The organism is Arthrobacter humicola (assembly GCF_022803015.1).
In the GTDB taxonomy this organism is placed as follows: Bacteria; Actinomycetota; Actinomycetes; order Actinomycetales; family Micrococcaceae; genus Arthrobacter; species Arthrobacter humicola_A.
Genome location: NZ_JAFKON010000001.1, coordinates 94,045 through 118,973, shown reverse-complemented (window position 1 = coordinate 118,973; position 24,929 = coordinate 94,045). Strand labels below are relative to the sequence as shown.

The window sequence follows — 24,929 nt, the reverse complement described above, 5'->3', positions numbered from 1 at the left end:
CATCCGGCGCCGGCCGCGCGCCACCGGCCGTCGCGCCCGAGCGGCCAGAACAGCTAGAGCAGCTGCCAGCTGACCCGGTGGTACGGCGTGGGACCGGAGGTCCGCAGCGCCTCCTTGTGCGCTGCGGTGCCGTAGCCCTTGTTCACGTCCCAGCCGTAGGCCGGGTACTGGGTATGCAGCTCGCACATCATCGCATCGCGCTCGACTTTCGCGATGATGCTGGCCGCGGCGACGCTGAGGCACTGCATGTCGGCTTTGACCAGTGTGTGCACCGGGGCGTCGCAGCCGGGTTCGGCGGGGGCATCGTCAAACAAGGACGGCTGCAGATCCGGCGAGAGCCAGTTGTGGCTGCCGTCCAGCAGGACAACCTCGGGCCTGATGCCGGCGGCGAGCACGGCAAACCAGGCCCGGTTCCCGGCAAGACGGAGCGCCGCGATGATCCCGAGTTCGTCGATCTCGTTCGCGGACGCATGCCCGACGGCGGAGGCGACGCTCCAGTCCCGGACCAGCGGCACCAGCCGCTCCCGGTCCGCGACCTTGAGCAGCTTGCTGTCCCGGACATCGGCCAGGAGCTTCTGTTGCTGCAGGTCCACGACGGCGATCCCCACGCTGACGGGACCGGCCAGGGCGCCGCGGCCGACCTCGTCGATGCCCGCGAGGAGCCGTGCGCCGGAGCTGCGGAAGCGGCGTTCGTAGTCGAGGGTGGGGGCTGCTGACATGACGGGCGGCTTACTTTCCGGACGGGGCGGGGACGCCGCGGAAGACGTCCGGGTAGTTGTCCAGGGCCGACATCCTGTTCAGCGGCCAGGCGATGACGGCGGCCTTGCCTTCAATGTCGGATTCGTTGACGAAGCCGCCGTTGGTGTCCATATGGGCACGGGAATCCGCGGAGTGGTTGCGGTTGTCGCCCATGACCCAGACCTTGCCCGCGGGCACGACGACGTCAAAGTCGCGGACCTGGGGAATCTCTGCGGAATTGATGTATTTCTCGTCCAGCGGCGCGCCATTGACGGTGAGCTGTCCGCCGGCGTCGCAGCAGACCACGTGGTCACCCGGGAGCCCGATGACGCGCTTGACCAGATGCTGTTCCGAGTTGTCCGGCAGCAAACCGACGAACGTCAGCCCGTCCTGCACCCAGGTGAAGGGGCCCTTGGCCTTTGGAGCCGCGGGGGCGAGCCAGCCCTGGCTGTCCCGGAACACCACCACGTCCCCGCGCTGGAGCGCCATGGGCTCGGGCACGAGCAGGTTCACGAAGATGCGGTCGTTCACATCGAGGGTGTTGACCATGGATTCGGAGGGGATGTAGAAGGCCCGGAACAGGAAGGTCTTGATCAGGAAGGACAGCACGATCGCCACGACGACCACCGTGGCAACCTCCTTCAGCCACAGGAAGAGCGGGCTGCGCCCTTCTCGGGCCTTGGCCTTCCTGGCCCGGCGGGATGTCGGATCGGCGTGGGCGGGGCCGTCGGCCCGCTCCCTCCCCGTCGGCTCAGGCGCGGTCGGCCCAGCCGCGGTCGGGGCGGGCGCGGTCGGCCCAGCCGCGGTCGGGGCAGTCTCCGACCGGGCAGTCTCGATACGGGCAGCCTGGATACGATCAGCGCGCTGCGCACCGGTGCTGTCGTCCTGCGACGCAGGAGCCGACGCCGGAGCAGGAGCCGGCGCACCAGCCGGTGGATCCGCCGGCTCGTCCGCGGGAATCGCCGAGGCGGTAACCCGGGGTCGGTCCTGGCCCTGCGGATCAGGAGTGCGCGGTTCGGTCTCGGGCATCTACTGTCCGTTCGTCGTCGTCGTTGTCGCAGCCGGTTCGGGCCGCGCTACTGCTGCAAATCTATCAAGCGGCCAGATGATCTGTACCGGCCTGCCAATGACGCGTTCCAGCGGCACCATGCCCCCGCCAGGGGCGCCCAGGAGGCTCCGGGAATCGGCGGACATCGAGCGGTGGTCCCCCATGAGCCAGAGCCGCCCGGCAGGCACCTGGACGGCGAACTTCACATCGCTCGGGGTGTCCCCCGGATACACATACGGTTCCGCAACTTGCTGGCCGTTGACTGTGAGCCGGCCGCCGGCGTCGCAGCAGACCACACGGTCGCCTGGCAGTCCGATGACGCGCTTGACATACGTGGTGTCGCTGCCCGCCAGGCCAAGCCAGCGTCCGGCTTCGGCGAGGGCATCGACCACGGGGCCGTTGCCACTGTTGAGCGGGGCAAAGGAACCGCGGCCGTCAAAGACGACGACGTCGCCCCGGCCCAAGGGCTTAGCTTGGAAGCCGGTCCGCGCCACCACGATCCGGTCCCCCGTGTGCAGGAGCGGCTCCATGGAGGCGGACGGGATGAAGAAGATGTCCACCCACAGGGAGCGGACCACGGCGCTGATGGCCACGGCGAGCACCAGGGCCAGCAACGCAAAACGCCAGCCCGGTTTCCTGGGCTGGCGTTTTGGCTGTTCCATGTTCCGTATCCCCTGGCGCTGTCGTGAACTAATGTGCGCTGTTGCGGATAGCTCCGGCGCCGCACTAGCTGACGCACCGGATACGGTCCGTGGATCCGCGGTGGAAGCCTGTCGTGGAAGACGAAAAAGCTTACTTGGCGGTCTGGAAGTCGCGCTTTTCCTTGATCTTCGCGGCCTTACCACGCAGGTTACGCATGTAGTAAAGCTTGGCGCGGCGCACGTCACCCTTGGAGACGAGCTCGACCTTGTCGATGATCGGGGAGTGCACCGGGAAGGTACGCTCTACGCCGACACCGAAGGAGACCTTGCGGACGGTGAAGGTTTCGCGGACGCCATCGCCCTGGCGTCCAAGGACGAAGCCCTGGAAGACCTGGACGCGGGAGTTCTTGCCTTCGATGATGTTCACGTGAACCTTGATGGTGTCACCCGCGCGGAACTCGGGAACATCGGTGCGCAGCGAGGCTGCATCTACGGAATCGAGGATATGCATTGATCCACTCCTGGTGAACGCCACAGGTCACTCACGTTGGGTTACGGCGGTCAGGGCCGGTGGCATGCGCCGCCCGCAAATTTCCGCCGAAAGTTTGTCAATCCGGCCCTGTCAGGAGTAGACGGGGCCGGGGTGCCGGGCTGTTGGTAGCGCTCCCCCTGTGGCAGGTTCGCAACCCAGCAGGCACAAGGACTAATTTTGCCACATTTTGTGCGGGTTAGCCCAATCCCGGCGGTTAGGCGTCGGGACGGCGCAGCAGGCGGCCGTCGACGACGTCGTACCCCAGGTCGGAGAAGGCCGTACGGTCCGCGCGGGGCAGCTTGCCGGCGTCGAACTCCACGAGGAGGTCGGGACGGCGTTCGGCGGTGCGCCGGTACTGCTCATGCCGGCGCCACTGGGCGATCTTGCCGTGGTTGCCGCTCAGCAGCACGGCCGGGACGTCCCGGTCCCGCCAGCTGGAGGGCTTGGTGTAGACGGGGTATTCGAGCAGCCCGTCCGAGTGGGATTCCTCCACGAGGGACTCGGGGTTGCCGACGACGCCGGGCAGCAGCCGGCCGATGGCCTCGACCATGGCCAGCACGGCGACCTCGCCGCCGTTGAGGACGTAGTCCCCCAGGCTCATCGGGCGCACCGTGAAGTGCTCCGCGGCCCACTCCAGGACCCGTTCATCGATGCCCTCGTACCGGCCGCAGGCGAACACCAACTGGTCCTCCTCGGCGAGCTGATGGGCGGTGGCCTGGGTGAAGCGCTCCCCCGCCGGTGACGGAACGATCAGGACAGGCTTGGCGGCACCGTCCGGGCCGGCAGACTCTGGGGTGCCGCCGTCGTCAGGGGCACCGGCGTCCCCGGACCGCCCGGCGGCCACGGCGGTGAGGGCCTGAGCCCAGGGTTCGGGCTTCATGACCATGCCGGCGCCGCCGCCGTAGGGGGTGTCATCGACCGTGCGGTGCCGGTCGGTGGTGTAGTCACGCAGGTCATGGACCTTGAGGTCCAGCAGGCCGTCCTGGCGGGCCTTGCCGATCAGCGACAGCTCCAGCGGGGCCAGGTACTCCGGAAAGATACTGACGACGTCGATTCTCATCTACGCGTTGCCCTGCTCTTCGGAGTTCCGGGCCGCGGCACCTTGGGCTTTGGGATCCTGGGCTGCGGGGTTTTGGGCCTCGGGGTTTTGGGCCTCGGGCGCCTCGTCCGTGTTGACTTCGAACAGTCCGGGCGGCGGGGTGACGAGGACGTACTTTTCAGCCACGTTAACCTCGGGCACAATCTGCTCGACAAAGGGGATCAGGACTTCCTTGCCGTCATCCGTCGTGACCACCAGCAGGTCCTGGACGGGCAGCGTGTGCAGCGCCGAGACCTTGCCGACCACATTGTCGCCCACGCGGACCTCCAGGCCCACGAGCTCATGCTCGTACCAGCCCTCGTCGTCGTCCTCGGCGCCGATGTCTTCGGTTTCGATGAACAGCTTGGCGCCGCGCAGGCCCTCAGCCTCGTTGCGGGTCTCGATCTCGTCAAAGGCCAGCAACAGGATGTCCTTGTTCCAGCGGGCGCTGAACACCGTCAGCGGCCCGGCCGAGCCGGGTTCCACGATGAACTGGGTGCCGGGGACAAAACGGTCGCCGGGCGCGTCGGTGAGCACCTGGACAGTCACTTCGCCGCGGATGCCGTGGGGCTTGCCGATTCGTGCCACCTGGAGCTGCATCTGTTCCTCTGTTCGGGGTTGGTGATTCTGTATTCTCTGGTGCGGAATAACGGGAAAACAGTCCGGCCCCTCCACCATTATCTGGTGAAGGGGCCGGACTCAAGACAAGTAGTGCTGAAAGCGTTACCGGCGGCGGTCGGTGTCGACGACGTCGACCCTGACCGGCTCGCCGTCCGCCAGCGCCGCAACCACAGTGCGCAATGCGCGTGCGGTCCGGCCCTGCCGGCCGATCACCCGTCCGAGGTCGTCCTGATGAACGCGCACCTCGAGGGTTTCCCCGCGGCGGTTGTTCTTCGCACTGACCTTGACGTCCTCGGGGCTGTCAACAATCCCGCGGACCAGGTGTTCGAGCGCTTCTGCCAGCAATTTACTCAGCCTCGGTGGTCTCTGCTTCGGCGGCGTCGGCGGGAGCCTCGGCAGCTTCGTCCTTCTTGGCCTTCTTGGTGATGGCTTCCGGGATGATCACGGAACCCTTTTCCGGGGTAACGAAGGCAGCCTTGGGAGCCTTGGTCTTCAAGGTTCCCTCCTGGCCCGGGAGACCCTTGAACTTCTGCCAGTCACCGGTGATCTTCAGGATCGCGGCAACCTGCTCGGACGGCTGTGCGCCGACGCCGAGCCAGTACTGGGCACGGTCCGTGTCGACCTCGATGTACGAGGGCTCTTCGGTCGGGTGGTACTTGCCGATCTCTTCGATAGCACGGCCATCACGCTTGGAGCGTGAGTCCATGACGACGATGCGGTAGTACGGTGCGCGCATCTTACCGAAGCGCTTAAGGCGAATCTTTACGGCCACTTTTGTGGTCACTCCTGTTTCTGAAACGGGGTCGAGCCCGGCGTTCTGCACCCGTGGGGCGGGCCGTACTTGGGGGTTCTAAAGGACAAGATCCAGACGCGGAGAGAGGGGCCACGCAGATCGAGTACCTTTTCATTGTGCCAGATCACCGGCAGGATTTCGACTTGACACGAGCTTGGCGCACCACCGCGCGGCCTGGAAGCGGCCTCGAGGGCCGGTCAGGACGTCCAGACGAAGAGGCCGGACCTGGTGGCGGGGTCGACGCCGGCGGCGAGCTCGGCAATCCGGCGCACGTAGTCCCGGGCCTCGTCCGGACCGAAGGGCATGTCCTCCTCGGCGGCCCAGTTGGCGGCGACATCCTCCAGGACGTCACCCTCCCCTTCGGTTTCATAGCTGAGCAGTTCCGCCAGCGTGCGGACCATTGCCGCCGGGACGCCGAGCAGCGAGTCGCTGGCCACGTCGACCATGGCCAGTTCATAGTCCGCGCCCGGGGCGTGCACGGCGACGCCGGCGAGGTCCCCCAGCCGCTCCACCTCGAAGTCGCTGATCTCCGGGATGCGGACGGCGCCCGGGGCGGCCGGACTGCCGCCTTCCAGTGCGCCGGCGCGCTCGAGGGCTTCTTCGTGGGTGGACACAAAGAGTTCGGTGAATCCCATGCAGCTGGTCCTTAGGGTTCGGCGGTCCGCAGACCGCTGTTTTCGACGTCGCTTCAGCCTAGCCGCTTCAGCATGGCCCCCCGCCCGCTGCACATGCCCTCCTCCGACTCTGAGCACTGGACATACGGCATCTATGTCGATTCCCGGCCGCGGGCACTGGACATGTTCCGATGTCCCGCCTGGGAACAGTGGACATGTTCCGACGTCCCGCCTGGGAAGAGTGGACATGTCCAGCGGTCCCGCCGGCGAAGAGTGGACATGCCCAACGGTCCCGCCGGCGAAGAGTGGACATGCCCAGCGGCCAGCTTGCCGGGCAGAACTTCTAGCGCACGGCGACGCGGATCCGATTGCGCCACGGGTCCTCGAAGCGCAGCTCGGCGCCGGTGTGGTGGGATTCGACGCCGGCAGCCTTGAGCCGGTCGGCCAGGGCCGCGACGTCGTCGCCGGAGGGCACTTCGATGAGGACCTCGCCCAGGCCCAGCGTGTCGCGCCGGGGGCCCGCGCCGCGGCTGTTCCATACGTTCATGGCCATGTGGTGGTGGTATCCGCCAGCCGAGACGAACAGCGCCTGGCCGTGCCAGCCCGCGGTCTTCTCGAAGCCGAGCGTGCCGACATAGAACTCATGCGCCGACTGGACGTCGCCGACCTGCAGGTGGACGTGCCCGACGCCGGCGGCGGCCTGGCGCTGGCCGGCCACGGACTCCTCGGTCAGGTATTGCTGCAGGTAGCGCTGCGGCGGCAGGGCGAGACTGTCCATGACGACGTTCTTGCCCTCCCAGGACCACGCCGCCCGCGGCCGGTCCCAGTACAGCTCGATGCCGTTGCCTTCGGGGTCGTTGAAGTAGAACGCCTCGCTGACGAGGTGGTCCGCGCTGCCGGTGAAGGACTGGGGCTCGTACTGGGCCGCGGTGGCGATGGTGGCCGCCAGGGAGTGCTGGTCCTCGAAGAGGAGGGCGGTGTGGAAGAGCCCGGCCTCGCCGCGGGAAGGTAGAAACAGGTCCGGGGCAGGCGCCAGATGCACCAGCGGCTTCTGCTGGCGCCCAAGGTAGAGCCCGCCGTCCTGTTCGGCCACAGTCTCCAGGCCGAGGGCGCGCTGGTAGTAGTCGGTCATGAGCTTCATGTCGCCGACCTTGAGCATCACGGTGCCCATGGTGAGTTCGGCAGGAAGGAGGTCCTGGGTGCTGGCTTCTGCGATCATGGCAACGCTCCGTGGATTTGTTAGCCGCCGGCCTTCGGCGACTCTATAAAACTAAATTACTTGAAGCTTCAATTTATTCCTCATGGCCGCTTGGCTCCCGGTCTACCGGCAGCCCACGCAGCACGATATGCCGGATCCGGCGGAGCGTGGCCGGATTGCTCCGCGGATCTTCGGCCGTGACGAGGACATCAGCGCTTGCCCCTTCACCGATGGACTCCGCGCCGAGCCAGGTCCGCGCGGACCAGCTCGCGGCGTTGAGGGCGGCAGCGGCGGAAAGGCCGGCGGCGTGCAGGGCCTGGATCTCGTCCACGATCCTGCCATGGCTGATCACGCTGCCGGCGTCGGTACCGGCATAGATCGCCAGCCCGGCCTCGTGGGCTTCGAGGATCCGCTCCGCCCGGCGCTCCCACAGCGAGCGCATGTGGGCTGCGTAGCGGGGGAACTTGGCGGCCGCCCGGGCGGCGATGTCCGGGAACGTGGCGATGTTGATCAGGGTGGGCACGATCGGAACACCCTGTTCGAGGAAGCGCGGCAGGTGCCGCGGCAGCAGCCCGGTGGCGTGCTCGATGCAGTCGATCCCGGCGTCGAGCATGTCATCGAGGGTGTCTTCGGCGAAGCAGTGTGCGGTGACGCGGGCCCCCTCATCGTGGGCGGCCCGGACGGCGTCCTTGACCGTCCGGGCGGGAAAACTGGCGGCGAGATCGCCGGCGTCGCGGTCGATCCAGTCCCCCACGAGCTTGACCCAGCCGTCGCCCGCGCGGGCCTGCTTCCGCACGGCCTCGACGAGATCCTCCGGCTCGACCTCGACGGCCAGGCCCGGCAGGTAGCGCCGGGTCCTCGCGAGGTGCCGGCCCGAGCGGATGATTCGGGGAAGGTCCACGCGTTGCTGGAGCCAGCGTGTGTCGTGGACGGCGCCGGCGTCGCGGACCAGGAGCGTCCCGGCGTTGCGGTCCGCCAGGGCCTGGGATTCCGCGGTGTCCTCGGTAACGTCCCCGCCCGGGCCCAGGCCGATGTGGCAGTGTGCGTCCACGAGGCCGGGCATGACCCAGCCGTCCAGCACGAGCTCCGGCGCGGCCGCGGGCCGGCGAAAGGTCAGCCGGCCATCTACCGACCACAACCCGTAGCGGACCTGGTCCGCCGCCGTGAGGATGGGCCCGCTGAACTCGATGATGCTGGTCATGGCCTAAAGCCTAGCCCTCTGGCTCCGCCGTCCGCGTCACACTCGACGGCCGGCCGGAGGTGCGTGGTAGCTTCGTCTACGACCACACGGGTGCCCCTGCAGGGGCTGAGATCGGGCTGACGCAGCCCGCGACCGTTGAACCTGTCCGGGTAATGCCGGCGAAGGAAGTGAGTATTTCCGTGAACTCCCAAGTGACACAGCACAGCCCTGCCCACAATGAGTCAGCCCCCACTGGGCTAGCCCAGCACGGGTCTGCCGCAAGCCAGCCTCTGGCCCCCACACAGTCGCTGAAGTCCCACTCGCTGGCCTTCAGCACGGACCCGGAGCACGGCATCCGCGTGCCGGTGACCGAGATCGCCCTGGAACCCTCCCCGGGCGGCGTCCGGAACCCGCCGTTCCGGGTCTACCGCACTGCCGGCCCGGGCAGCGATCCGGTCCGCGGGCTGGAGCCGTTCCGCACCCCCTGGATTGAGGACAGGGCGGACACCGAACCCTACGCCGGCCGCGAACGCGAGCTGCTCGACGACGGCAAATCGGCGGTGCGCCGCGGTGCCGCGTCGGCCGAGTGGCGGGGCGGCCGGCCGGTGCCGCGCCGGGCCGTTGAGGGCAGGACCGTCACGCAGATGCGCTACGCCCGGGACGGTGTCATCACCCAGGAAATGCGGTTCGTCGCGCTGCGCGAGAACTGCGATGTGGAGCTGGTGCGCAGCGAGGTGGCCGCGGGCCGCGCGATCATTCCCAACAACGTCAACCATCCCGAATCCGAGCCGATGATCATCGGCAAGGCGTTCCTGGTGAAAATCAACGCCAATATCGGGAACTCCGCCGTGACCAGCTCCATCGCCGAGGAGGTCGACAAACTCCAGTGGGCCACGCAGTGGGGCGCGGACACCGTCATGGACCTCTCCACCGGGGACGACATCCACACCACGCGCGAGTGGATCATCCGCAACTCCCCCGTCCCCATCGGAACGGTCCCGATCTACCAGGCACTGGAGAAGGTCAACGGTGAGGCGAACGCCCTGACCTGGGAGATCTTCCGGGACACCGTGATCGAACAGTGCGAGCAGGGCGTGGACTACATGACCATCCACGCCGGCGTGCTGCTGCGGTATGTGCCGCTGACGGCCAACCGGGTCACCGGCATCGTGTCCCGCGGCGGTTCCATCATGGCCGGCTGGTGCCTGGCGCACCACCGGGAGAACTTCCTGTACACCCACTTCGACGAGCTGTGCGAGATCTTCGCACGCTACGACGTCGCCTTTTCCCTGGGCGACGGGCTGCGGCCCGGCGCGACGGCGGATGCCAACGACGCGGCACAGTTCGCCGAACTGGACACCCTGGCCGAGCTCACGCAGCGGGCCTGGGACTTCGACGTGCAGGTCATGGTGGAGGGCCCCGGGCACGTGCCCTTCCACCTCGTCCGGGAAAACGTGGAGCGCCAGCAGGAACTCTGCAAGGGCGCCCCGTTTTACACACTCGGGCCGCTCGTCACGGACATAGCACCGGGCTATGACCACATCACCTCGGCGATCGGCGCCACCGAGATCGCCCGCTATGGCACCGCGATGCTCTGCTACGTCACGCCCAAGGAACACCTCGGGCTGCCGAACAAGGACGATGTGAAGACGGGCGTGATCACTTACAAGATCGCGGCCCATGCCGCGGACCTCGCCAAGGGCCACCCCGGCGCGCACGAACGCGACGATGCCCTGTCCAAGGCAAGGTTCGAGTTCCGCTGGCGGGACCAGTTCGCGCTGTCCCTGGACCCGGTCACGGCCGAGGCTTTCCACGACGAGACGCTTCCCGCGGAGCCGGCCAAGACAGCCCACTTCTGCTCGATGTGCGGTCCGAAGTTCTGCTCCATGCGGATCAGCCAGGACATCCGGGACGAATACGGTTCAGCTGATTCGCAGGCGGCCCTGGCGCAGATGGCGGCCGGAATGCGGGCGAAGAGCAACGAGTTCCGCGCCTCGGGCGGCAAGGTCTACCTGCCGCAGCCCTCGGTGGGAGGACGCGCAGCTTCCTAGGAGGCCCGGGCGTGCTGGTGCCGGCTGACTTCGGCGATGTAGGAGCGGATGGCCCGGTCCCCTTCGGCTGAATCCTGGGGCCGGTGCCCTCCTGGTGCCGTGCGGTGCAGGGCGCCGGTCTCGCGCAGGTAACCGGCGATTTCCTCATACAGCGGTTCCCAGCCGCCGGTCAGGACCAGGGTCGGCACGCCCGGCACGATCTGCAGCGGGGCTTCCCACGGCGGCGCCTGCAGGCGGAGCCGGCGCGCAGCCCGGAGGGCCTCCGGCGTCGTGGCCCCGGGGGCGTCCGCCGCGAACGCGCGGCGGATGAACTCCCGCTGGAAGTCGTCGTCGCTGAGGTTGTGGCGGACGTCGAAGAGCGGCTGCATCAGGGCCCGGTGCGCGGCGGTGGCCGGGAGTTCCGCGGTCAGGGACAGGCAGGCCGGTTCCACCAGGGTCAGCGACTGGACGAGGTCGGGCCGTTCGACGGCGGCCATCATCGCCGCGATCGCGCCCTGCGAATGGGCCACAACGTGGCCGCCGGCCTCGCCGCGGCCGTCGTCTGCCAGCGAGGCGAGCACGATGGCGGCGTCGGCGGCGAAGTTGGATTCGAGCGGTTCCGCGACGGCGTCAAACCCGTGCCGCCGCAGGAACAGGGCGTCGTAGTCCAGCGCCATTCCGTGCTGTTTTGGCCACGCGGCGGCGCCGAAGCTGCCGTCCCCATGGACGAAGACTACGCGCTGCTTGAACATTGTCTAACCCTATGGCACTTCAGTGCTGATGCCGCCGGCGACACAGTGCCGGCGGCCGTCAGCACTTATGGCTACTTGCTGCCGCCGAGGAACTTGTCGAAACCCTTGGGCAGGTTCAGCTGGGACGGATCGAAGTCGCCGCCCTGCTGGCCAAACGACGCGCCGGTGGGCAGCGCCTTGGGGCCGGCGGCACGCCGGGCCTCGGCGTCGCGCAGTTCCTGCGCCGCCTTGGCCGGGTTGCCGGAGCGGGCCTTCTTCTTGGGCGCGGATTTGGCTCCCTTGCGGGCTCCGCCCCCGCCGCCCATGCCGGGCATTCCCGGCATGCCGGGCATCCCGCCGCCGGCGGCCATCTTCTTCATCATCTTCTGGGCCTGGGCAAAACGTTCCAGCAGTCCGTTGACCTCGGAGACGTGCACGCCGGAACCGCGGGCAATACGGGCCCGGCGGGAGCCGTTGATGATCTTCGGAGCCACACGCTCGTGCGGGGTCATCGAGCGGACAATGGCCTCGACGCGGTCGATCTCGCGCTCGTCGAACTGCTCCAGCTGCTGGCGGATGTTCTGCGCGCCCGGCATCATCATGAGCATCTTCTTCATGGAGCCCATGTTGCGGATCTGCTGCATCTGCGCGAGGAAGTCATCGAGGGTGAAGTCTTCCTGGTCGGCGAACTTCTTCGCCATCCGCGCGGCTTCATCCTTGTCCCAGGACTTCTCGGCCTGCTCGATCAGGGTGAGGACGTCACCCATGTCGAGGATGCGCGAGGCCATGCGGTCCGGGTGGAAGAGCTCGAAGTCGTCCACGCCTTCGCCCGTGGAGGCGAACATGACCGGCTTGCCGGTCACCGACGCGACGGAGAGCGCGGCGCCGCCGCGGGCGTCGCCGTCGAGCTTGGAGAGCACGATGCCGGTGAAGTTGACGCCCTCGTCGAAGGCCAAGGCCGTGTTGACGGCGTCCTGGCCGATCATGGAGTCGATCACGAACAGGACTTCGTTCGGGACGATCGCGCGGCGGATCTGGCGCGCCTGCTCCATCATGTCGGCGTCGACGCCGAGACGGCCGGCGGTGTCCACGATCACGACGTCGTGGAGGGTGCGCTTGGCTTCCTCGACGCCGGCGCGGGCGACGGCGACAGGGTCGCCGGCAGGGTGGTCCAGCTCGGTGGACGTGGCGCCTGGGTGCGGGGCGAAGACGGGCACGCCGGCGCGCTGGCCGACTACCTGCAGCTGGGTGACGGCGTTGGGGCGCTGGAGGTCGCAGGCCACCAGCATCGGGCTGTGGCCCTGGGACTTGAGCCACTTGGACAGCTTGCCGGCCAGGGTGGTCTTGCCGGCGCCCTGGAGGCCGGCCAGCATGATGATGGTGGGTCCGGTCTTCGCCAGGCGGATCCGGCGGGTCTCACCGCCGAGGATCTCGACGAGTTCCTCGTTGACGATCTTCACGATCTGCTGGCTCGGGTTCAGCGCCCCGGAGACCTCGGCGCCGAGGGCACGCTCGCGGACGCGGCCGGTGAACTCCCGGACCACGGGCACAGCGACATCGGCGTCCAGGAGGGCACGCCGGATCTCGCGGACTGTGGCGTCAACGTCCGCCTCGGTCAGGCGGCCCTTGCCACGCAGATTCTTGAAGGTTGCTGTCAACCGGTCAGAGAGTGAATTGAACACGCGCCGTGCACTTCTTTCAGTGGATCTACAGGTGGCGGCCGGTGCGGCACGCCAGCGTCGCGACTGGTATTCGCCTGGACGAACCGCCTCGACAACAGGACTCGACTATCTAGGGTACCAAGATGCGCCTTCAAGATGGCATGCTGGCGTAGGTGACCAGCCAAACAACTGTAAAAACCCTGCTCATCCTGGGCGCTTCCGGCGATCTCACCGGAAGGCTCCTGTTACCGGGGCTTGCCCGCCTGGTGTCCCGGGGCCGCGCCGACGGCCTCACCCTGGCGGGAGCGGGATCGGACCCGTGGACGCCGGAGCAGTGGCTTGGCCGGATCGAGGAGTCGTTCGCGGACGAGGACTCCAAGGCCGACGCCCACGGCAAGCGGGAGCTCAAGCGGATCCGCAAGGAGAGCACCTACCACCAGCTCGATGTCACGGCCAAGGGCCAGCTCGCCGGGCTCCTGGCGCAACTGGAGGGGCCCGTGGCGGTCTACTTCGCCCTGCCGCCGCGGGTCAGCCAGCTCGCGTGCGAGGCCCTGGCGCCGGAGGATGTGCCCGCCGGCACCCGGCTGGTCATGGAGAAGCCGTTCGGCTCCGACGAGCAGTCGGCGCGCCACCTGAACAAGACGCTGGCGGCGCTGGTCCCGGAGGACCACATCCACCGCGTGGACCACTTCCTCGGCAAGGCAACGGTCCTGAACATCCTTGGCCTGCGCTTCGCGAACACGTTCCTGGAGCCGGTGTGGAACCGGCAGAACATCGAAAAAATCGAGATCATCTTCGACGAGGACCTCGCCCTCGAAGGCCGCGCCCGCTACTACGACGGCGCCGGGGCGCTCCGTGACATGATCCAAAGCCACCTGCTTCAGATCATGGCCCTCATGGCAATCGAGCCGCCGGCATCCGTGGACGAACGCGATCTCCGCGATGCCGTGGCCACCGTGCTGCGGGCCAGCAGCATCAAGGCCCCCTACCGGCAAAGCACCCGCCGGGCCCGGTACACGGCGGGTTCGATCAACGGCCGGGACATTCCGGACTACGCCAAGGAGGAGGGCGTGGACGCGTCCAGGGGTACTGAAACCCTCGCCGAGGTGCAGGTGGAGATCGACAACTGGCGCTGGCAGGGCGTGCCGTTCATCCTGCGCTCGGGCAAGGCGCTGGGCCAGAAACGCAAGGAGGCCGTGGTGACCTTCCGGCCGGTGCCGCACCTTCCGAAGGGGTTCACCGGTGTGGACGCCCCCAACCAGCTGCGGATCGGCTTTGGCCCGGACACGCTGCAGTTCGACGTCGACGTGAACGGACCGGGCAATGTCCTGAGCCTGGACCGGGCCACGCTGCAGGCCGAACTGAGCGCCTCCGAACTCCTCCCCTACGGTGAAGTGCTCGAGGGCGTGCTGACCGGGGATCCGCTGCTCTCGGTGCGGGCGGATACGGCCGAGGACTGCTGGCGCATCCTGGCGCCGGTGCTGAAATCCTGGACCGCCGGACATGTCCCGCTGGAGGAATATCCGGCCGGGACCCCGGGGCCGGAGGGCTGGCCAGCCTAGATTCGTACCGGCAGGGCCCGCGCGGATCCGGCGGTGCGCCGGTGCCGACCAAGCAGCAACGACCAGGCAGCAACGACACAGCGGGCCGGACACCTTCTCAGGTATCCGCCCGCTGTGTCAGTGCCGTGTCAACGCCGCTGTGTCTGTTGGCTCTAGCGGCATGGAGCGGGGAGCAACTAGATCGCTGCCGAACCACGCTCTCCGGTACGGACCCTGACAGCTTCGAACACATCCATCGTCCAGACTTTGCCGTCGCCGGCCCGGCCGGTGTTGGAACTGGCGATGATGACATCCAGGATGTCGTCCGCCTGTTCGTCGGTGGCCAGGACTTCCACCCGGATCTTTGGCAGCAGGTCCACGTTGTACTCGGCCCCGCGGTACACCTCGGTGTAGCCGCGCTGCCGGCCGTAGCCGCTGGCTGCGCTGACCGTGAGGCCCTGCACACCGTAGGCTTCCAGGCCTTCGCGAATAGCCTCAAGCTTTTCCGGTCGGACGATTGCCGTGATCAGTTTCATGCCCCCACACTTTCCTTGCCCGTTGCGTTCTGCTTGCCGTTGGACGCGGCGTCCACCGGCACTTCGGCGGCTGTGCCTTCCTCCTGCGGCTCGCCGCCCATCGGCTTGCCCGTGATCAGTTCGTGCAGCGGCTGGAAGCTGCCGCCGTGCCCGCCGACGCCGAACTCGTAGGCGGTCTCTGCGTGCAGGCTCAGGTCCACACCGACAACTTCCTGTTCCTGGGAAACCCGGAAGCCCATGAGCTTGTGGATCGGGAAGGCAATGATGAAGGTCATCACGGCGGTGAAGACGATGGCCATCATTGCCGCGAGGGTCTGGGCGACCAGCTGCGTGGTGCCGCCGCCGTAGAACAGGCCTGCGGCGCCCTGGGTCGGGGTGGCAAGGAAGCCGATTGCGACCGTGCCGACAACACCGGAGACGAGGTGGACGCCGACGACGTCGAGCGAGTCGTCGTAGCCGAACTTGAACTTCAGGCCGACGGCGAGCGCCGAGGCCACACCGGCCACGACGCCGAGGGCGATCGCACCCAGCGGGGAGACGTTGGCGCAGGCCGGAGTGATGGCGACCAGGCCGGCGACCACGCCGGAGGCGGCACCGAGGGAGGTCGGGTGACCGTCGCGGAAGCGCTCCACGGCAAGCCAGCCGAGCATGGCGGCGGCCGGGGCGGCCAGGGTGTTGATCCAGATCAGGCCGGCCTGCTCCACCGTCGCGGCGGCACCGGCGTTGAAGCCGAACCAGCCGAACCACAGGATTGCGGCACCGAGCATGACGAACGGAATGTTGTGCGGGCGGTGGTTCGGGTCCTTGCCGAAGCCCTTGCGGTTACCGATGATCAGGACCAGGATGAGGCCCGCGACGCCGGCGTTGATGTGGACCACGGTGCCGCCGGCGAAGTCGATGACCGGCGCGAACGTCTGGCCGAACCAGCCATTCGCGGAGAAGAGTCCGCCGCCCCAGACCATGAAGGCCATCGGCGCGTAAACCAGGGTCGCCCAGATGGGGGTGAAGACCACCCATGCGGAGAACTTGGCGCGGTCGGCGACCGCACCGGAAATCAGGGCCACCGTAATGATCGCGAAGGTGGCCGCGTAGCCGACCTTGAGCAGGTCGGCCGGTTCGGTGAAGTTGTGCAGGCCGAAGTGGCTGAACGGGTTGGCGAAGATCTGGTAGAAGTTGTCTTCGTTGGTCGTAGCCATCGAAGCGCCCCACAGGATCCACATGATGCCGACGGTTCCAATGGCGACGAAGCTCATCATCATCATGTTCAAAGCCGACTTGGCGCGGGTCATGCCGCCGTAGAAGAATGCCAGGCCCGGGGTCATGAACAGCACGAGTGCCGCGGCGACCAGGAGCCAAACGAGACCTGCGGTGAGTTCCATGGTCTACGTCCTCTCTTGCTATTAGGTGCGGAGTAGTCCGCCGGTCCCAACGCATTTATTTGCGTTCTAGAAAGAGTTTCGCGGGGCAGTGTTTCGCTGGCGGAGGATTTACATTGCCGGGTTGTTACAAGAACCTCCCGGACGTAAATGGTGCATCTCACACTTGTTACGGTTATGTTTCAGCGGATTATTCCCGCACTTGTTGAACCCGCCGCCAGCCGGCACCGCATCTTCCCAAGGACGAACGCATTATGAGCAAGACCTCCCGCCCCGCCGGCGACGCCGCAGCCAAGGTCCCTTCCCGGGCTGCGGGCCGTTCCCGGCTGCCCCGGGACATCAAGGTGATGCTGGTGGCGGCCTTCCTGATTGCGATCGGCTTCGGCCTCGTGGCACCGGTTCTGCCCCAGTTCGCCACCACGTTCGACGTCGGGGCGACCGCGGCGGCGGTGATCGTGAGCATCTTCGCTTTCATGCGGCTCGTCTTTGCACCGGCCGGCGGCGCCCTGATCGTGAAGCTGGGCGAACGGCCGGTCTATGTGGCCGGGCTGCTGATCGTCGCGGCGTCCACGGCGGCCTGCGCTTTCGCCCAGAATTACTGGCAGTTGCTGGTCTTCCGCGGCCTCGGCGGGGCTGGTTCGGTGATGTTCACGGTGGCGTCCATGGCGCTCGTGGTCCGGCTCGCGCCGCCGGAAAGCCGCGGCCGGGTCTCCGGGGCCTATGCCTCCGCCTTCCTGATCGGCAACGTCTGCGGCCCCATCGTCGGCGGGATGCTGGCCGGCTTCGGCTTGCGGGTGCCGTTCCTGGCCTACGCGGCGGCCCTGGTGCTGGCCGCCGTCGTGGTGCAAACCCAGCTCAGCCATGTCCCCGCCGCCTCGCGGCAGCCCGGCGCCACGGCCCCGGCGATGGAACTGCGGGACGCGCTGCGGGACAGCGCCTACCGGGCCGGCCTGTTTTCGAGCTTTGCCAACGGCTGGGCCACCTTCGGGGTGCGGATGGCCACAGTGCCGCTCTTCGCCGTCGTGGCGCTCGGCGCCGGTCCGGAATCGGCCGGCTGGGCCCTGGCGGTGTTTGCCGGCGGCAACGCGGTGGCGCTGACGTTTTCGGGCCGGCTCGCGGACAGCCTGGGCCGCAAGCCGCTCCTGCTGGCCGGGCTGCTGGTCACCGGCACCGCCACGGCGGCCATCGGGTTCACGCACCAGCTGCCCTGGTTCCTGCTCGCCTCCGCTTGCGCCGGGATCGGCTCCGGGCTGCTGGGACCGGCCCAGCAGGCTGCCATCGCCGATGTGATCGGCAACGAGCGCTCGGGCGGCCGCGTCCTGGCCGTCTTCCAGATGGCCTCGGACAGCGGCGCGATTGTCGGACCGGTGGTGGCCGGGCTGCTGGCGGACCGGCTGGGCTACGGATGGGCCTTTGGGGTCACTGGCGGCATCCTGTTGGCCGCCGCCGCCGTGTGGTTGCCGGCCCGCGAAACGTTCCGCCGGCCGGCCCCGGATCGCGCCTGACCTGCGGCGTTGCCGCCACCGGTCCGCCGGGCACGTGCCCCCTCCGGGAAATTGGACGGGACCGTGCACGGGACGCTGTCCGGGACCTTCCGGTCAGCGTCGGCCGCCGCCCTTGGCTAAGCTGGGGGCACGTGCTACAAACTTCCGGAGGTAATCCCCCATGGCCAAATTCGACTCTTCCCCCGGGAAAGCCGAAAGCCCCGACGCCGCCCAACCCGCCGACGCGGGAGCCGACGCGGGAGCCAACACAGGAGCCAACGCAGGAAAGAGCGCGGGCAACAGGAAGCGCGCAGGGCTGATCGCCGGCGCAGGAATTGTCGCCGTCGCCGCAGCAGTACTGGTTCCCCTCGCCCTCGGAAACCCGACCCCGGCACCGCCGGCCGCTTCTTCCCCCGCCGCCCAGTCAGCCCCGGCACCCGCCCCGGCCGAGGTGGGACCGCCCGTCACCTATTACGCACAGCCGGGTCCGCCGGCCGGGTCGCCGCTGGAAAAGGTTGAGCCCCTCAAGGTCGATGTCTCCAGCGACCTCGTGGGCACTTCCCTGAACAAGGGCATGGCGGGAATTTCCCTGGAGGCCACGGATCTGGCCGATCCCGACCTCAGCAGCGACAACGCGTCGATGGTCAAGCTGCTCAAGGAGATCGACCAGCCGGTCCTGCGTTTCGGCGGCAACGCCGTGGACCGGCGTTTCTTCTGGACCTCCAGCGGCGAGGCTGTCCCCGCCGACTACAAGGGTGACAAGACGCACCCGGTCAAGGCCGTGGGCCCGGCAGACCTGGTCCGGCTCAAGACCCTGCTGGAGGCAGGCGACGCCAGGGTCAGCCTCACAGTGGATCTGGGCCACTACAACCCGGCGCGGGCTGCGGACATGGCCAAGAACGCCTCGGCGATCCTCGGCGACCGGCTGCTGAGCATCACTGTGGGCAATGAGCCCAACGGCTTCGTGTTCAACGATGTGAAGTCCGGCAGCGGCTACAGCCTGGATCAGTACATTCGGGAATTGAAGGACTACGCCAACGCGATCTATGCAGTGGCGCCGAACGTGCCCATCTCCGGCCCGGGCGCCTACGACCAGAAGTGGTGGCAGCCGTTCGTCGACGCGGACCTCCCGCAGAAGAAGATCCTGACGTTCCACCACTACCCGCTCTCCAACTGTGACGGCAGCTTGCCCCAGGACTCGCCTACCTTGGCAAACGCGATGAGCCGAACGATGCACGACCGTGGCGTCAACTACCAGAAGGCGGCCCTCGCGGTGGGTCAGGCCGCCGGCCTGGAAACCTGGATTCCGGAAACCGGGATCTCGGCGTGCCCGGGTTCCAATGAGACCTCCCGTACTCACGCATCTGCGCTGTGGGCGGCAGACTATGCCCTCACCGCCGCCCAGCTGGGCATCACCCGAATCGGCTTCCACAGCTCGCTGCTGACCTGCAAGGGCGGCCCGCCCCTGTCCGCCATCTGCAGCGCCGGGGCCTACCCGTTCGGCAATGGCCAGATGTCCGGCCGTGCCAACTTCTTCGGCATCTCCATGGTGGCCGAGCTCGAGGCCGGCAAGTTCATGAAAGTGAACAGCTCCGGCGGCGGCCCGGCGTTCAGCTATGCGCTGCAGAACGCGGACGGCAGCACCAGCGTGGTGATCGTCAACGAAAACGACCCCGAAAAGGCCGCGCAGACTTTAGTAACCTTGAACCTTCCGGGCAAGCCTGTCACCGGGACCATGACCCAGCTCAGCGGACCCAGCTACGCAGCCGAGGACGAGACCGTCATCGATGGCGCCAAGACCGAGCCCACACCCCTCGCCAAGCGCGCCACGGTGCCCGGCTTCGCGTTCAAGTCCCAGACGCAGCAGTTCAAGCTGACAGCCGGCACAGTAACGGTCCTGAACTTCAAGTACTAGCCACTCGAACAAAGAGTGCCCCGGTCCTGTCTGAACTGACCAGACAGGACCGGGGCACTCTTTTTGTTGCGGTGCGCGCTAGTTCAGCAGCGCGTCCACGAAGCCTTCGGCCTCGAACGGCGCGAGGTCGTCGGCGCCTTCGCCCAGGCCGATCAGCTTCACCGGGACCCCAAGGGATTTCTGGATGGCGACGACGATCCCGCCCTTGGCGGTGCCGTCCAGCTTGGTCAGGACGATCCCGGTGATGTTCACGACCTCGGAGAACACCCGGGCCTGGTTGAGTCCGTTCTGGCCGGTGGTGGCGTCCAGGACCAGCAGCACCTCGTCCACCTCGGCCAGCTTTTCGATGACCCGCTTGACCTTGCTGAGCTCGTCCATGAGGCCCACCTTGTTCTGCAGGCGCCCCGCGGTGTCGATCATGACGACGTCGACTTCCTGGTCGATGCCGGCCTTGACGGCCTCGTAGGCCACCGAGGCCGGGTCCGCGCCGTCGATGTCCGACTTCACGGTGGGCACGCCGACGCGCTGGCCCCACGTGGCCAGCTGCTCGGCGGCGGCGGCGCGGAAGGTGTCCGCCGCGCCCAGCAGCACGTCCTTGTCCTCGGCCACGAGCACGCGGGCAAGCTTGCCTACGGTGGTGGTCTTGCCAACGCCGTTGACGCCGACAACCATCATGACGGCGGGCTTGTCGCCGTGGCGCTCGACGTTCAGGCTCCGGTCCATGGTCGGATCCACGAGCTTGATGAGTTCCTCCCGGAGCAGGGCCTTGACGTGCTCAGGGTCCCGCGTGCCCATCACCTTGACGCGTTCGCGGAGCGAGTCCACGAGCTGCATGGTCGGTTCGGTGCCGAGATCGGCCAGCAGCAGGGTTTCCTCGACCTCATCCCAGACGTCTTCATCGATCTTGTCTGCCGAGAGCAGGGCCAGGAGCCCCTTGCCCAGGATGTTGTTGGACTTGACCAGCCGCTCACGCAGCCGCATCAGCCGCCCGGCCACCGGCAGCGGGGTTTCCACCGGGACGGTTTCCAGCCCGGCTGCGTCGTCCGGAACTTCGAGGGTTGGTTCTTCGAGTTCGACGCCGTCCGGCGAGGTCCGTGCCGGTGCCGGCGCCTGCGCGGGACGGTCCTCCACAAGGGTTCCGGCTCCCGGGGCCTGCACGGGGTCGTTTGCGTCACGCGGGCCGGTGTAGGTCTTGGCGCTCTTCCGGGTCTTCATGAGCACCGGGATCAGCACACCGAGGACCACCAGGACAGCGAAAATGGGCAGAATGATGGGGAGGATATCGTTCACTCCCCTAGCTTCTCACAAACCCCAAATGGGCCGTGGCCAGCGCTTTTGTTGCGCGCGGACGCAGTCGTGCCGGGACCTGGACGTTTGCCTAGATCTCCGCACTGAGCCGCTGGCTGATCACCGTGGAGACGCCGTCGCCGCGCATTGTGACGCCATAGAGGGCGTCGGCGACTTCCATGGTGCGTTTCTGGTGCGTGACGACAATCAGCTGGCTGGATTCGCGGAGTTCTTCGAAGATGGTGATGAGCCGGCCCAGGTTGGTGTCATCAAGCGCGGCCTCGACCTCGTCCATGACGTAGAAGGGAGAGGGCCGTGCCTTGAAGATGGCCACCAGCAGCGCCACGGCCGTCAGGGAGCGTTCGCCGCCGGAAAGCAGCGAGAGCCGCTTGATTTTCTTGCCGGCCGGGCGGGCTTCGACCTCGATGCCGGTGGTGAGCATGTCGGTGGGGTCGGTCAGGACCAGCCGGCCCTCGCCGCCGGGGAACAGCCGGGCGAAGACGCGGACAAACTGCCGGGAGGTGTCCTCGAACGCCTCGGCGAAGACCTTCTGGACGCGGTCGTCGACTTCCTTGATGATGTCCAGCAGGTCTTTGCGGCTGGACTTCAGGTCTTCGAGCTGGCTGCTGAGGAACTGGTGGCGCTCCTCAAGCGCGGCGAACTCCTCGAGCGCCAGCGGGTTTACCTTCCCCAGGGCCGCGAGGTCGCGTTCGGCGCGTTTGAGCCGTTTTTCCTGTTCCGCACGGACGAAGGGCTTGCCTTCGGAAATCTCGCGTCCGTCCTCGTCCACCGGGGCGCGCAGTGCGGCCCATTTGTCCGCCGAGTCGCCGGCAGGGACCGGGACGGGAAGGTCCGGTCCGTAGTCGGCCACGAGCTGCCCGGCAGTCAGCCCGAGCTCCTCCACACTCTTCAGTTCCAGCGCCTCGATCCGCAGCCGCTGCTGCGTGCGGGCGAGCTCGTCGCGGTGCACGGAGTCGGTGAGTTCGGCCAGTTCTCGGGCCAGCGCGTCGTTGCCGCTGCGGACCCCGGCCAGTTCAAGGTCCATGGCGTCCTTGCGTTCCTCGGCGCTGTCCCGCTCGCGGCGGGCCAGCTCCACGGACACGTCGATGAATCCGATGACCTGCTGCACGGCGACGGCGACGGCGGCGGCGCGCCGGGCCTGGAGCCGGCGCCGGCTGGCCCGTTCGGCGGCTTCCTCGCGGGCGCGGCGTTCGGTGGCGGCGGCCCGTTCCAGCGACGCCGCCCGGTTGCGGGTGGCCGTGAGCTGTTCCTCGGTGCTGCGCAGGGCGAGCCTGGCCTCCATCTCGGCCGTGCGGGCCAGCGAGGCGGCCAGGGCCAGGGCATCCCGGTGCTCCGGGGAAGGTTCCTGCTCCGCGGGGGCCTCTGAGGCCGCGGCGAGCCGGGCCGCCACCGCGTCCAATGCACCTTGTTCGCTGACAATCTGGGCCTCAGCCCTGGCCAGGGAGGCGGCCAGCCGCTCACTTTCGGCGACGGCGCTGCGCAGCACCGCGTTCAGGTGGCCCAGGCGTTCGGCGACGGCCGCGAGTTTCGCGTCGGAATCGTGGAGTTTCGCGAGGGCCGCGTCGGCATGGTCCTGGGCTTCAGCGCGCCGGGTCCGGGCGGTGGAGAGGGCGAAGCGGTTGCGTTCGAGCGCGGCGGTGACGGCAGCCAGCTTCGACGCGGCGTCGTCGACGGCGGCCTGGACTTCCAGCAGCGACGGCGCCGACGCGGACCCGCCGGTCACGGTCAGCGCCGTGAAGACGTCCCCGGTCCGGGTCACGGCGGTCAGCTCGGGACGCGCGGCGATCAGCTGCGCCGCGGCATCCAGGTCCTCGACGACGGCGATGCCGGCCAGCAGGGCGGGCAGCGGCAGGCCGGCGGCGTCCGGTGCCGCAGCCGACACAAGATCCACAAGATCCACAGCCCAGCGCGCGCCCGCGGGAAGCGTGCTGCCGCCGGCTAATGCATCGGCCGAAAGCGCATCGGCCACCGGCGGCGGGGACCCGGCCGGGGGGCCGGCCAGCAGCAGCGCGGCACGGCCGGCGTCGTCCGCGCGCAGCAGCCGCACGGCAGCGGCGGCCGCCTGCTGGTCCCGGACCACCACGGCGTCGGACGCGCTGCCGAGTGCGGCGGCGACGGCGGCCTCGAATCCGGGATCCACGGTGATCATGGATGCCAGCGATCCCAGGACCCCGTCGGCCAGGTCCCCGGCTGCCGCGCCGAGCACATGCCCGGAGCCGTCTTTGCGGTTCAGGCCCAGCTGGAGGGCATCGCGGCGGGCCATAAGGGCGCCGCGTTCCCGCTCGCCTTCGCGCTCGGCCGCCTTCAGGGCGTCAATTTCGGCGATGATGGTTTCGAGGGCCTCGCTCGCGGCCTCGTAATCGGCGTCGAGCGATTCCTCGCCGTCTTCGACCCCTGCGACCTGCGCTTCCAGGGCTGTGAACTCGCTGTGCGCCTGCCGTCGGCGCTCCTCGCCGGCCTTTTGCGATTCGCGGAGACGGCCGAGCTCGGACTGGGCAGACTCGACGCGGGACCGTGCCGCGCCGACCTGCCCGGCGAGCTTGGCCAGGCCTTCACGTCGGTCCGCGGCGGCCCGGAGCAGGGCCGCGAGCCGCTTGTCCTCGGCGGCGGCGGCCTGTTCGGCGTCGTGTTTGGCGGCTGTCGCGGCGTCCAGGGCCTCGGTGCGGTCCAGGATCTGCCGTTCCAGCCCGGCCTGCTCGTCGCGGACGCGGGCGGCCTGCTGCTCCAGCTGGTCCGGGTCCCGGCCGGTGTCCGGAACCACATCCGCGGCGCCGAGCAGGCGGCGGCGTTCCTCGGCGAGCGAGCCGAGGGAACGGAGCCGTTCGCGACCGGTGGAGAGCGAATACCAGTTCTCCCGCGCGGCGTTCAGCGCGGGCGTGGCCTCGGCTGCGAGCCCTTCGAGGACGGCCTGGCGCTGCCGCCCCGCCTCGAGGTCGCGTTCGACGACGGCGCGGCGTGCCTTGAGCGCCGATTCATCCGCCACGTCCTGCGCCAGCGCGGACTGCAGCGCAACGAGGTCGTCGGCCAGGAGCCGTGAGCGGGCGTCACGGACCTCGAACTGGACGCTCTGGGCGCGCCGGGCCACCTCGGCCTGTTTGCCCAGCGGGGTCAGCTGCCGCCGGATTTCGCCGGTGAGGTCGCTGAGCCGGGACAGGTTGGCCTGCATGGCTTCGAGTTTGCGGACCGTCTTTTCCTTGCGGCGGCGGTGTTTGAGGATGCCGGCGGCCTCCTCGATGAAGCCGCGCCGGTCCTCGGGGGTGGCGTGCAGGACCTTGTCCAGCTGGCCCTGGCCGACAATCACGTGCATCTCGCGGCCCAGCCCCGAGTCGGAGAGCAGCTCCTGGATATCGAGCAGCCGGCATCCCGCGCCGTTGATGGCGTATTCCGAGCCGCCGGTCCGGAACAGCGTGCGCGAGATCGTGACCTCGCTGTATTCGATCGGGAGGGCGCCGTCGCTGTTATCGATGGTCAGTGAGACGTGCGCCCGGCCCAGGGGCGGCCGGCCCGAGGTGCCGGCAAAGATCACGTCTTCCATCTTGCCGCCGCGGAGGGTCTTGGCTCCCTGTTCGCCCATGACCCAGGCCAGCGCGTCCACCACGTTGGATTTGCCCGAGCCGTTGGGGCCCACCACGGCGGTGACGCCCGGTTCGAATTCAAAGGTCGTCGCCGAGGCGAACGACTTGAATCCCCGGACGGTCAGACTTTTCAGGTGCAAGGCGCTTCGGTTCTCCTGGTCGGCGGACTGGCCCGCTGTCCGACGAAAGCATGATTCGGACGGACGCGGGGGGGTTCGGGGCGGCCCCGGATACATACAATCTACTGCGCATCTGCGGTCATTCCGCGCAGAACCAGCGCGAAGCCGCCGCAGATGGCGGAGGCCGCATATGCGGGAATTGACCTGCAC

Annotated in this window: 21 protein-coding genes and 1 riboswitch; of the genes, 4 read left to right on the top strand and 17 right to left on the bottom strand. The window is 68.1% G+C overall.

All coding sequences use genetic code 11. From position 1 onward, the window contains the following. Nucleotides 1-53: 53 nt before the first annotated feature. The 11 genes from ARTB_RS00475 to ARTB_RS00425 all read right to left on the bottom strand — a co-directional run bounded on the left by ARTB_RS00475 (nt 54) and on the right by ARTB_RS00425 (nt 8,464). On the bottom strand, nt 54-719 hold the full coding sequence (locus ARTB_RS00475) for a ribonuclease HII (protein ID WP_243177172.1): 666 nt from the start codon (nt 717-719) through the stop codon (nt 54-56). Nucleotides 720-729: 10 nt separating this feature from the next. After that, nucleotides 730-1,767 (bottom strand): signal peptidase I, encoded by a 1,038-nt coding sequence (gene lepB, locus ARTB_RS00470; protein ID WP_243177171.1) that lies wholly within the window; start codon nt 1,765-1,767, stop codon nt 730-732. Further along, nucleotides 1,768-2,448 (bottom strand): signal peptidase I, encoded by a 681-nt coding sequence (gene lepB, locus ARTB_RS00465; RefSeq protein WP_028276855.1) that lies wholly within the window; start codon nt 2,446-2,448, stop codon nt 1,768-1,770. Between the two features lie 130 nt (nt 2,449-2,578). Continuing rightward, a complete protein-coding gene (gene rplS, locus ARTB_RS00460; protein ID WP_018773447.1) occupies nt 2,579-2,938 on the bottom strand; it encodes a 50S ribosomal protein L19 in 360 nt (119 codons plus the stop codon). 235 nt (nt 2,939-3,173) lie between these two features. Then, nucleotides 3,174-4,019, bottom strand: a complete 846-nt coding sequence (trmD, locus tag ARTB_RS00455; RefSeq protein WP_243177170.1) for a tRNA (guanosine(37)-N1)-methyltransferase TrmD — start codon at nt 4,017-4,019, stop codon at nt 3,174-3,176. Beyond that, complete coding sequence (gene rimM / locus ARTB_RS00450; RefSeq protein ID WP_243177169.1) at nt 4,020-4,637, bottom strand: ribosome maturation factor RimM; 618 nt, start codon at nt 4,635-4,637, stop codon at nt 4,020-4,022. 123 nt (nt 4,638-4,760) lie between these two features. Continuing rightward, a complete protein-coding gene (locus tag ARTB_RS00445; RefSeq protein WP_018773450.1) occupies nt 4,761-5,003 on the bottom strand; it encodes an RNA-binding protein in 243 nt (80 codons plus the stop codon). Nucleotide 5,004: 1 nt separating this feature from the next. After that, nucleotides 5,005-5,430, bottom strand: coding sequence for a 30S ribosomal protein S16 (gene rpsP, locus ARTB_RS00440; protein ID WP_026266438.1), 426 nt, complete (start codon nt 5,428-5,430; stop codon nt 5,005-5,007). Between the two features lie 218 nt (nt 5,431-5,648). Further along, nucleotides 5,649-6,086, bottom strand: coding sequence for a hypothetical protein (locus ARTB_RS00435; protein WP_243177168.1), 438 nt, complete (start codon nt 6,084-6,086; stop codon nt 5,649-5,651). Between the two features lie 322 nt (nt 6,087-6,408). Beyond that, nucleotides 6,409-7,284, bottom strand: coding sequence for a VOC family protein (locus ARTB_RS00430; protein ID WP_243177167.1), 876 nt, complete (start codon nt 7,282-7,284; stop codon nt 6,409-6,411). A 73-nt stretch (nt 7,285-7,357) separates the two neighbouring features. After that, nucleotides 7,358-8,464, bottom strand: coding sequence for an amidohydrolase family protein (locus ARTB_RS00425; protein ID WP_243177166.1), 1,107 nt, complete (start codon nt 8,462-8,464; stop codon nt 7,358-7,360). Between the two features lie 76 nt (nt 8,465-8,540). After that, nucleotides 8,541-8,648: riboswitch (TPP riboswitch) on the top strand. Here ARTB_RS00425 and thiC point away from each other — a divergent pair. Continuing rightward, nucleotides 8,644-10,494 carry a phosphomethylpyrimidine synthase ThiC gene (thiC, locus tag ARTB_RS00420; RefSeq protein WP_308197199.1) on the top strand — a complete coding sequence of 617 codons (1,851 nt, stop codon included), beginning with the start codon at nt 8,644-8,646 and terminating at the stop codon, nt 10,492-10,494. Its footprint overlaps the riboswitch before it by 5 nt. Here the strand turns inward: thiC and ARTB_RS00415 are convergent. Both ARTB_RS00415 and ffh read right to left on the bottom strand, forming a co-directional pair. Then, the gene (locus ARTB_RS00415) at nt 10,491-11,225 is read right to left on the bottom strand and encodes an alpha/beta fold hydrolase (RefSeq protein WP_229992666.1); all 735 of its coding nucleotides are present in this window, start codon (nt 11,223-11,225) and stop codon (nt 10,491-10,493) included. The genes thiC and ARTB_RS00415 overlap by 4 nt on opposite strands. 71 nt (nt 11,226-11,296) lie before the next feature. Beyond that, complete coding sequence (ffh, locus tag ARTB_RS00410) at nt 11,297-12,886, bottom strand: signal recognition particle protein (protein ID WP_028276849.1); 1,590 nt, start codon at nt 12,884-12,886, stop codon at nt 11,297-11,299. A gap of 152 nt (nt 12,887-13,038) precedes the next feature. On the opposite strand from ffh, the gene ARTB_RS00405 reads away from it, so the two are divergent. Continuing rightward, nucleotides 13,039-14,427, top strand: coding sequence for a glucose-6-phosphate dehydrogenase (locus ARTB_RS00405; protein WP_243177165.1), 1,389 nt, complete (start codon nt 13,039-13,041; stop codon nt 14,425-14,427). 176 nt (nt 14,428-14,603) lie between these two features. Here the strand turns inward: ARTB_RS00405 and ARTB_RS00400 are convergent, their stop codons facing one another. Both ARTB_RS00400 and ARTB_RS00395 read right to left on the bottom strand, forming a co-directional pair. Continuing rightward, nucleotides 14,604-14,942, bottom strand: a complete 339-nt coding sequence (locus tag ARTB_RS00400) for a P-II family nitrogen regulator (protein ID WP_028276847.1) — start codon at nt 14,940-14,942, stop codon at nt 14,604-14,606. Then, nucleotides 14,939-16,321 carry an ammonium transporter gene (locus tag ARTB_RS00395; RefSeq protein ID WP_243177164.1) on the bottom strand — a complete coding sequence of 461 codons (1,383 nt, stop codon included), beginning with the start codon at nt 16,319-16,321 and terminating at the stop codon, nt 14,939-14,941. Before ARTB_RS00395 ends, ARTB_RS00400 begins: the two co-directional genes overlap by 4 nt. A 251-nt stretch (nt 16,322-16,572) precedes the next feature. Here ARTB_RS00395 and ARTB_RS00390 point away from each other — a divergent pair, with 251 nt between their 5' ends. Both ARTB_RS00390 and ARTB_RS00385 read left to right on the top strand, forming a co-directional pair. Continuing rightward, nucleotides 16,573-17,823, top strand: coding sequence for an MFS transporter (locus ARTB_RS00390; RefSeq protein WP_243177163.1), 1,251 nt, complete (start codon nt 16,573-16,575; stop codon nt 17,821-17,823). Nucleotides 17,824-17,983: 160 nt separating this feature from the next. Further along, nucleotides 17,984-19,717, top strand: coding sequence for a hypothetical protein (locus tag ARTB_RS00385; RefSeq protein WP_243177162.1), 1,734 nt, complete (start codon nt 17,984-17,986; stop codon nt 19,715-19,717). A gap of 78 nt (nt 19,718-19,795) precedes the next feature. On the opposite strand, the gene ftsY is transcribed toward ARTB_RS00385, so the two are convergent. Together ftsY and smc are read right to left on the bottom strand one after the other, a co-directional pair. Beyond that, nucleotides 19,796-21,007: a signal recognition particle-docking protein FtsY gene (gene ftsY, locus ARTB_RS00380; RefSeq protein ID WP_243177161.1), complete on the bottom strand. Its 1,212-nt coding sequence runs from the start codon at nt 21,005-21,007 to the stop codon at nt 19,796-19,798. A gap of 88 nt (nt 21,008-21,095) precedes the next feature. After that, nucleotides 21,096-24,740: a chromosome segregation protein SMC gene (gene smc / locus ARTB_RS00375; RefSeq protein WP_243177160.1), complete on the bottom strand. Its 3,645-nt coding sequence runs from the start codon at nt 24,738-24,740 to the stop codon at nt 21,096-21,098. Nucleotides 24,741-24,929 lie beyond the last annotated feature (189 nt).

Coding starts and splice junctions, on each gene's coding strand:
- ARTB_RS00475 (WP_243177172.1), bottom strand. CDS start 719: ATGTCAGCAGCCCCCACCCTCGACTACGAACGCCGCTTCCGCAGCTCC.
- lepB (WP_243177171.1), bottom strand. CDS start 1,767: ATGCCCGAGACCGAACCGCGCACTCCTGATCCGCAGGGCCAGGACCGA.
- lepB (WP_028276855.1), bottom strand. CDS start 2,448: ATGGAACAGCCAAAACGCCAGCCCAGGAAACCGGGCTGGCGTTTTGCG.
- rplS (WP_018773447.1), bottom strand. CDS start 2,938: ATGCATATCCTCGATTCCGTAGATGCAGCCTCGCTGCGCACCGATGTT.
- trmD (WP_243177170.1), bottom strand. CDS start 4,019: ATGAGAATCGACGTCGTCAGTATCTTTCCGGAGTACCTGGCCCCGCTG.
- rimM (WP_243177169.1), bottom strand. CDS start 4,637: ATGCAGCTCCAGGTGGCACGAATCGGCAAGCCCCACGGCATCCGCGGC.
- ARTB_RS00435 (WP_243177168.1), bottom strand. CDS start 6,086: ATGGGATTCACCGAACTCTTTGTGTCCACCCACGAAGAAGCCCTCGAG.
- ARTB_RS00430 (WP_243177167.1), bottom strand. CDS start 7,284: ATGATCGCAGAAGCCAGCACCCAGGACCTCCTTCCTGCCGAACTCACC.
- ARTB_RS00425 (WP_243177166.1), bottom strand. CDS start 8,464: ATGACCAGCATCATCGAGTTCAGCGGGCCCATCCTCACGGCGGCGGAC.
- ARTB_RS00415 (WP_229992666.1), bottom strand. CDS start 11,225: ATGTTCAAGCAGCGCGTAGTCTTCGTCCATGGGGACGGCAGCTTCGGC.
- ARTB_RS00400 (WP_028276847.1), bottom strand. CDS start 14,942: ATGAAACTGATCACGGCAATCGTCCGACCGGAAAAGCTTGAGGCTATT.
- ARTB_RS00395 (WP_243177164.1), bottom strand. CDS start 16,321: ATGGAACTCACCGCAGGTCTCGTTTGGCTCCTGGTCGCCGCGGCACTC.
- ARTB_RS00390 (WP_243177163.1), top strand. CDS start 16,573: ATGAGCAAGACCTCCCGCCCCGCCGGCGACGCCGCAGCCAAGGTCCCT.
- ARTB_RS00385 (WP_243177162.1), top strand. CDS start 17,984: ATGGCCAAATTCGACTCTTCCCCCGGGAAAGCCGAAAGCCCCGACGCC.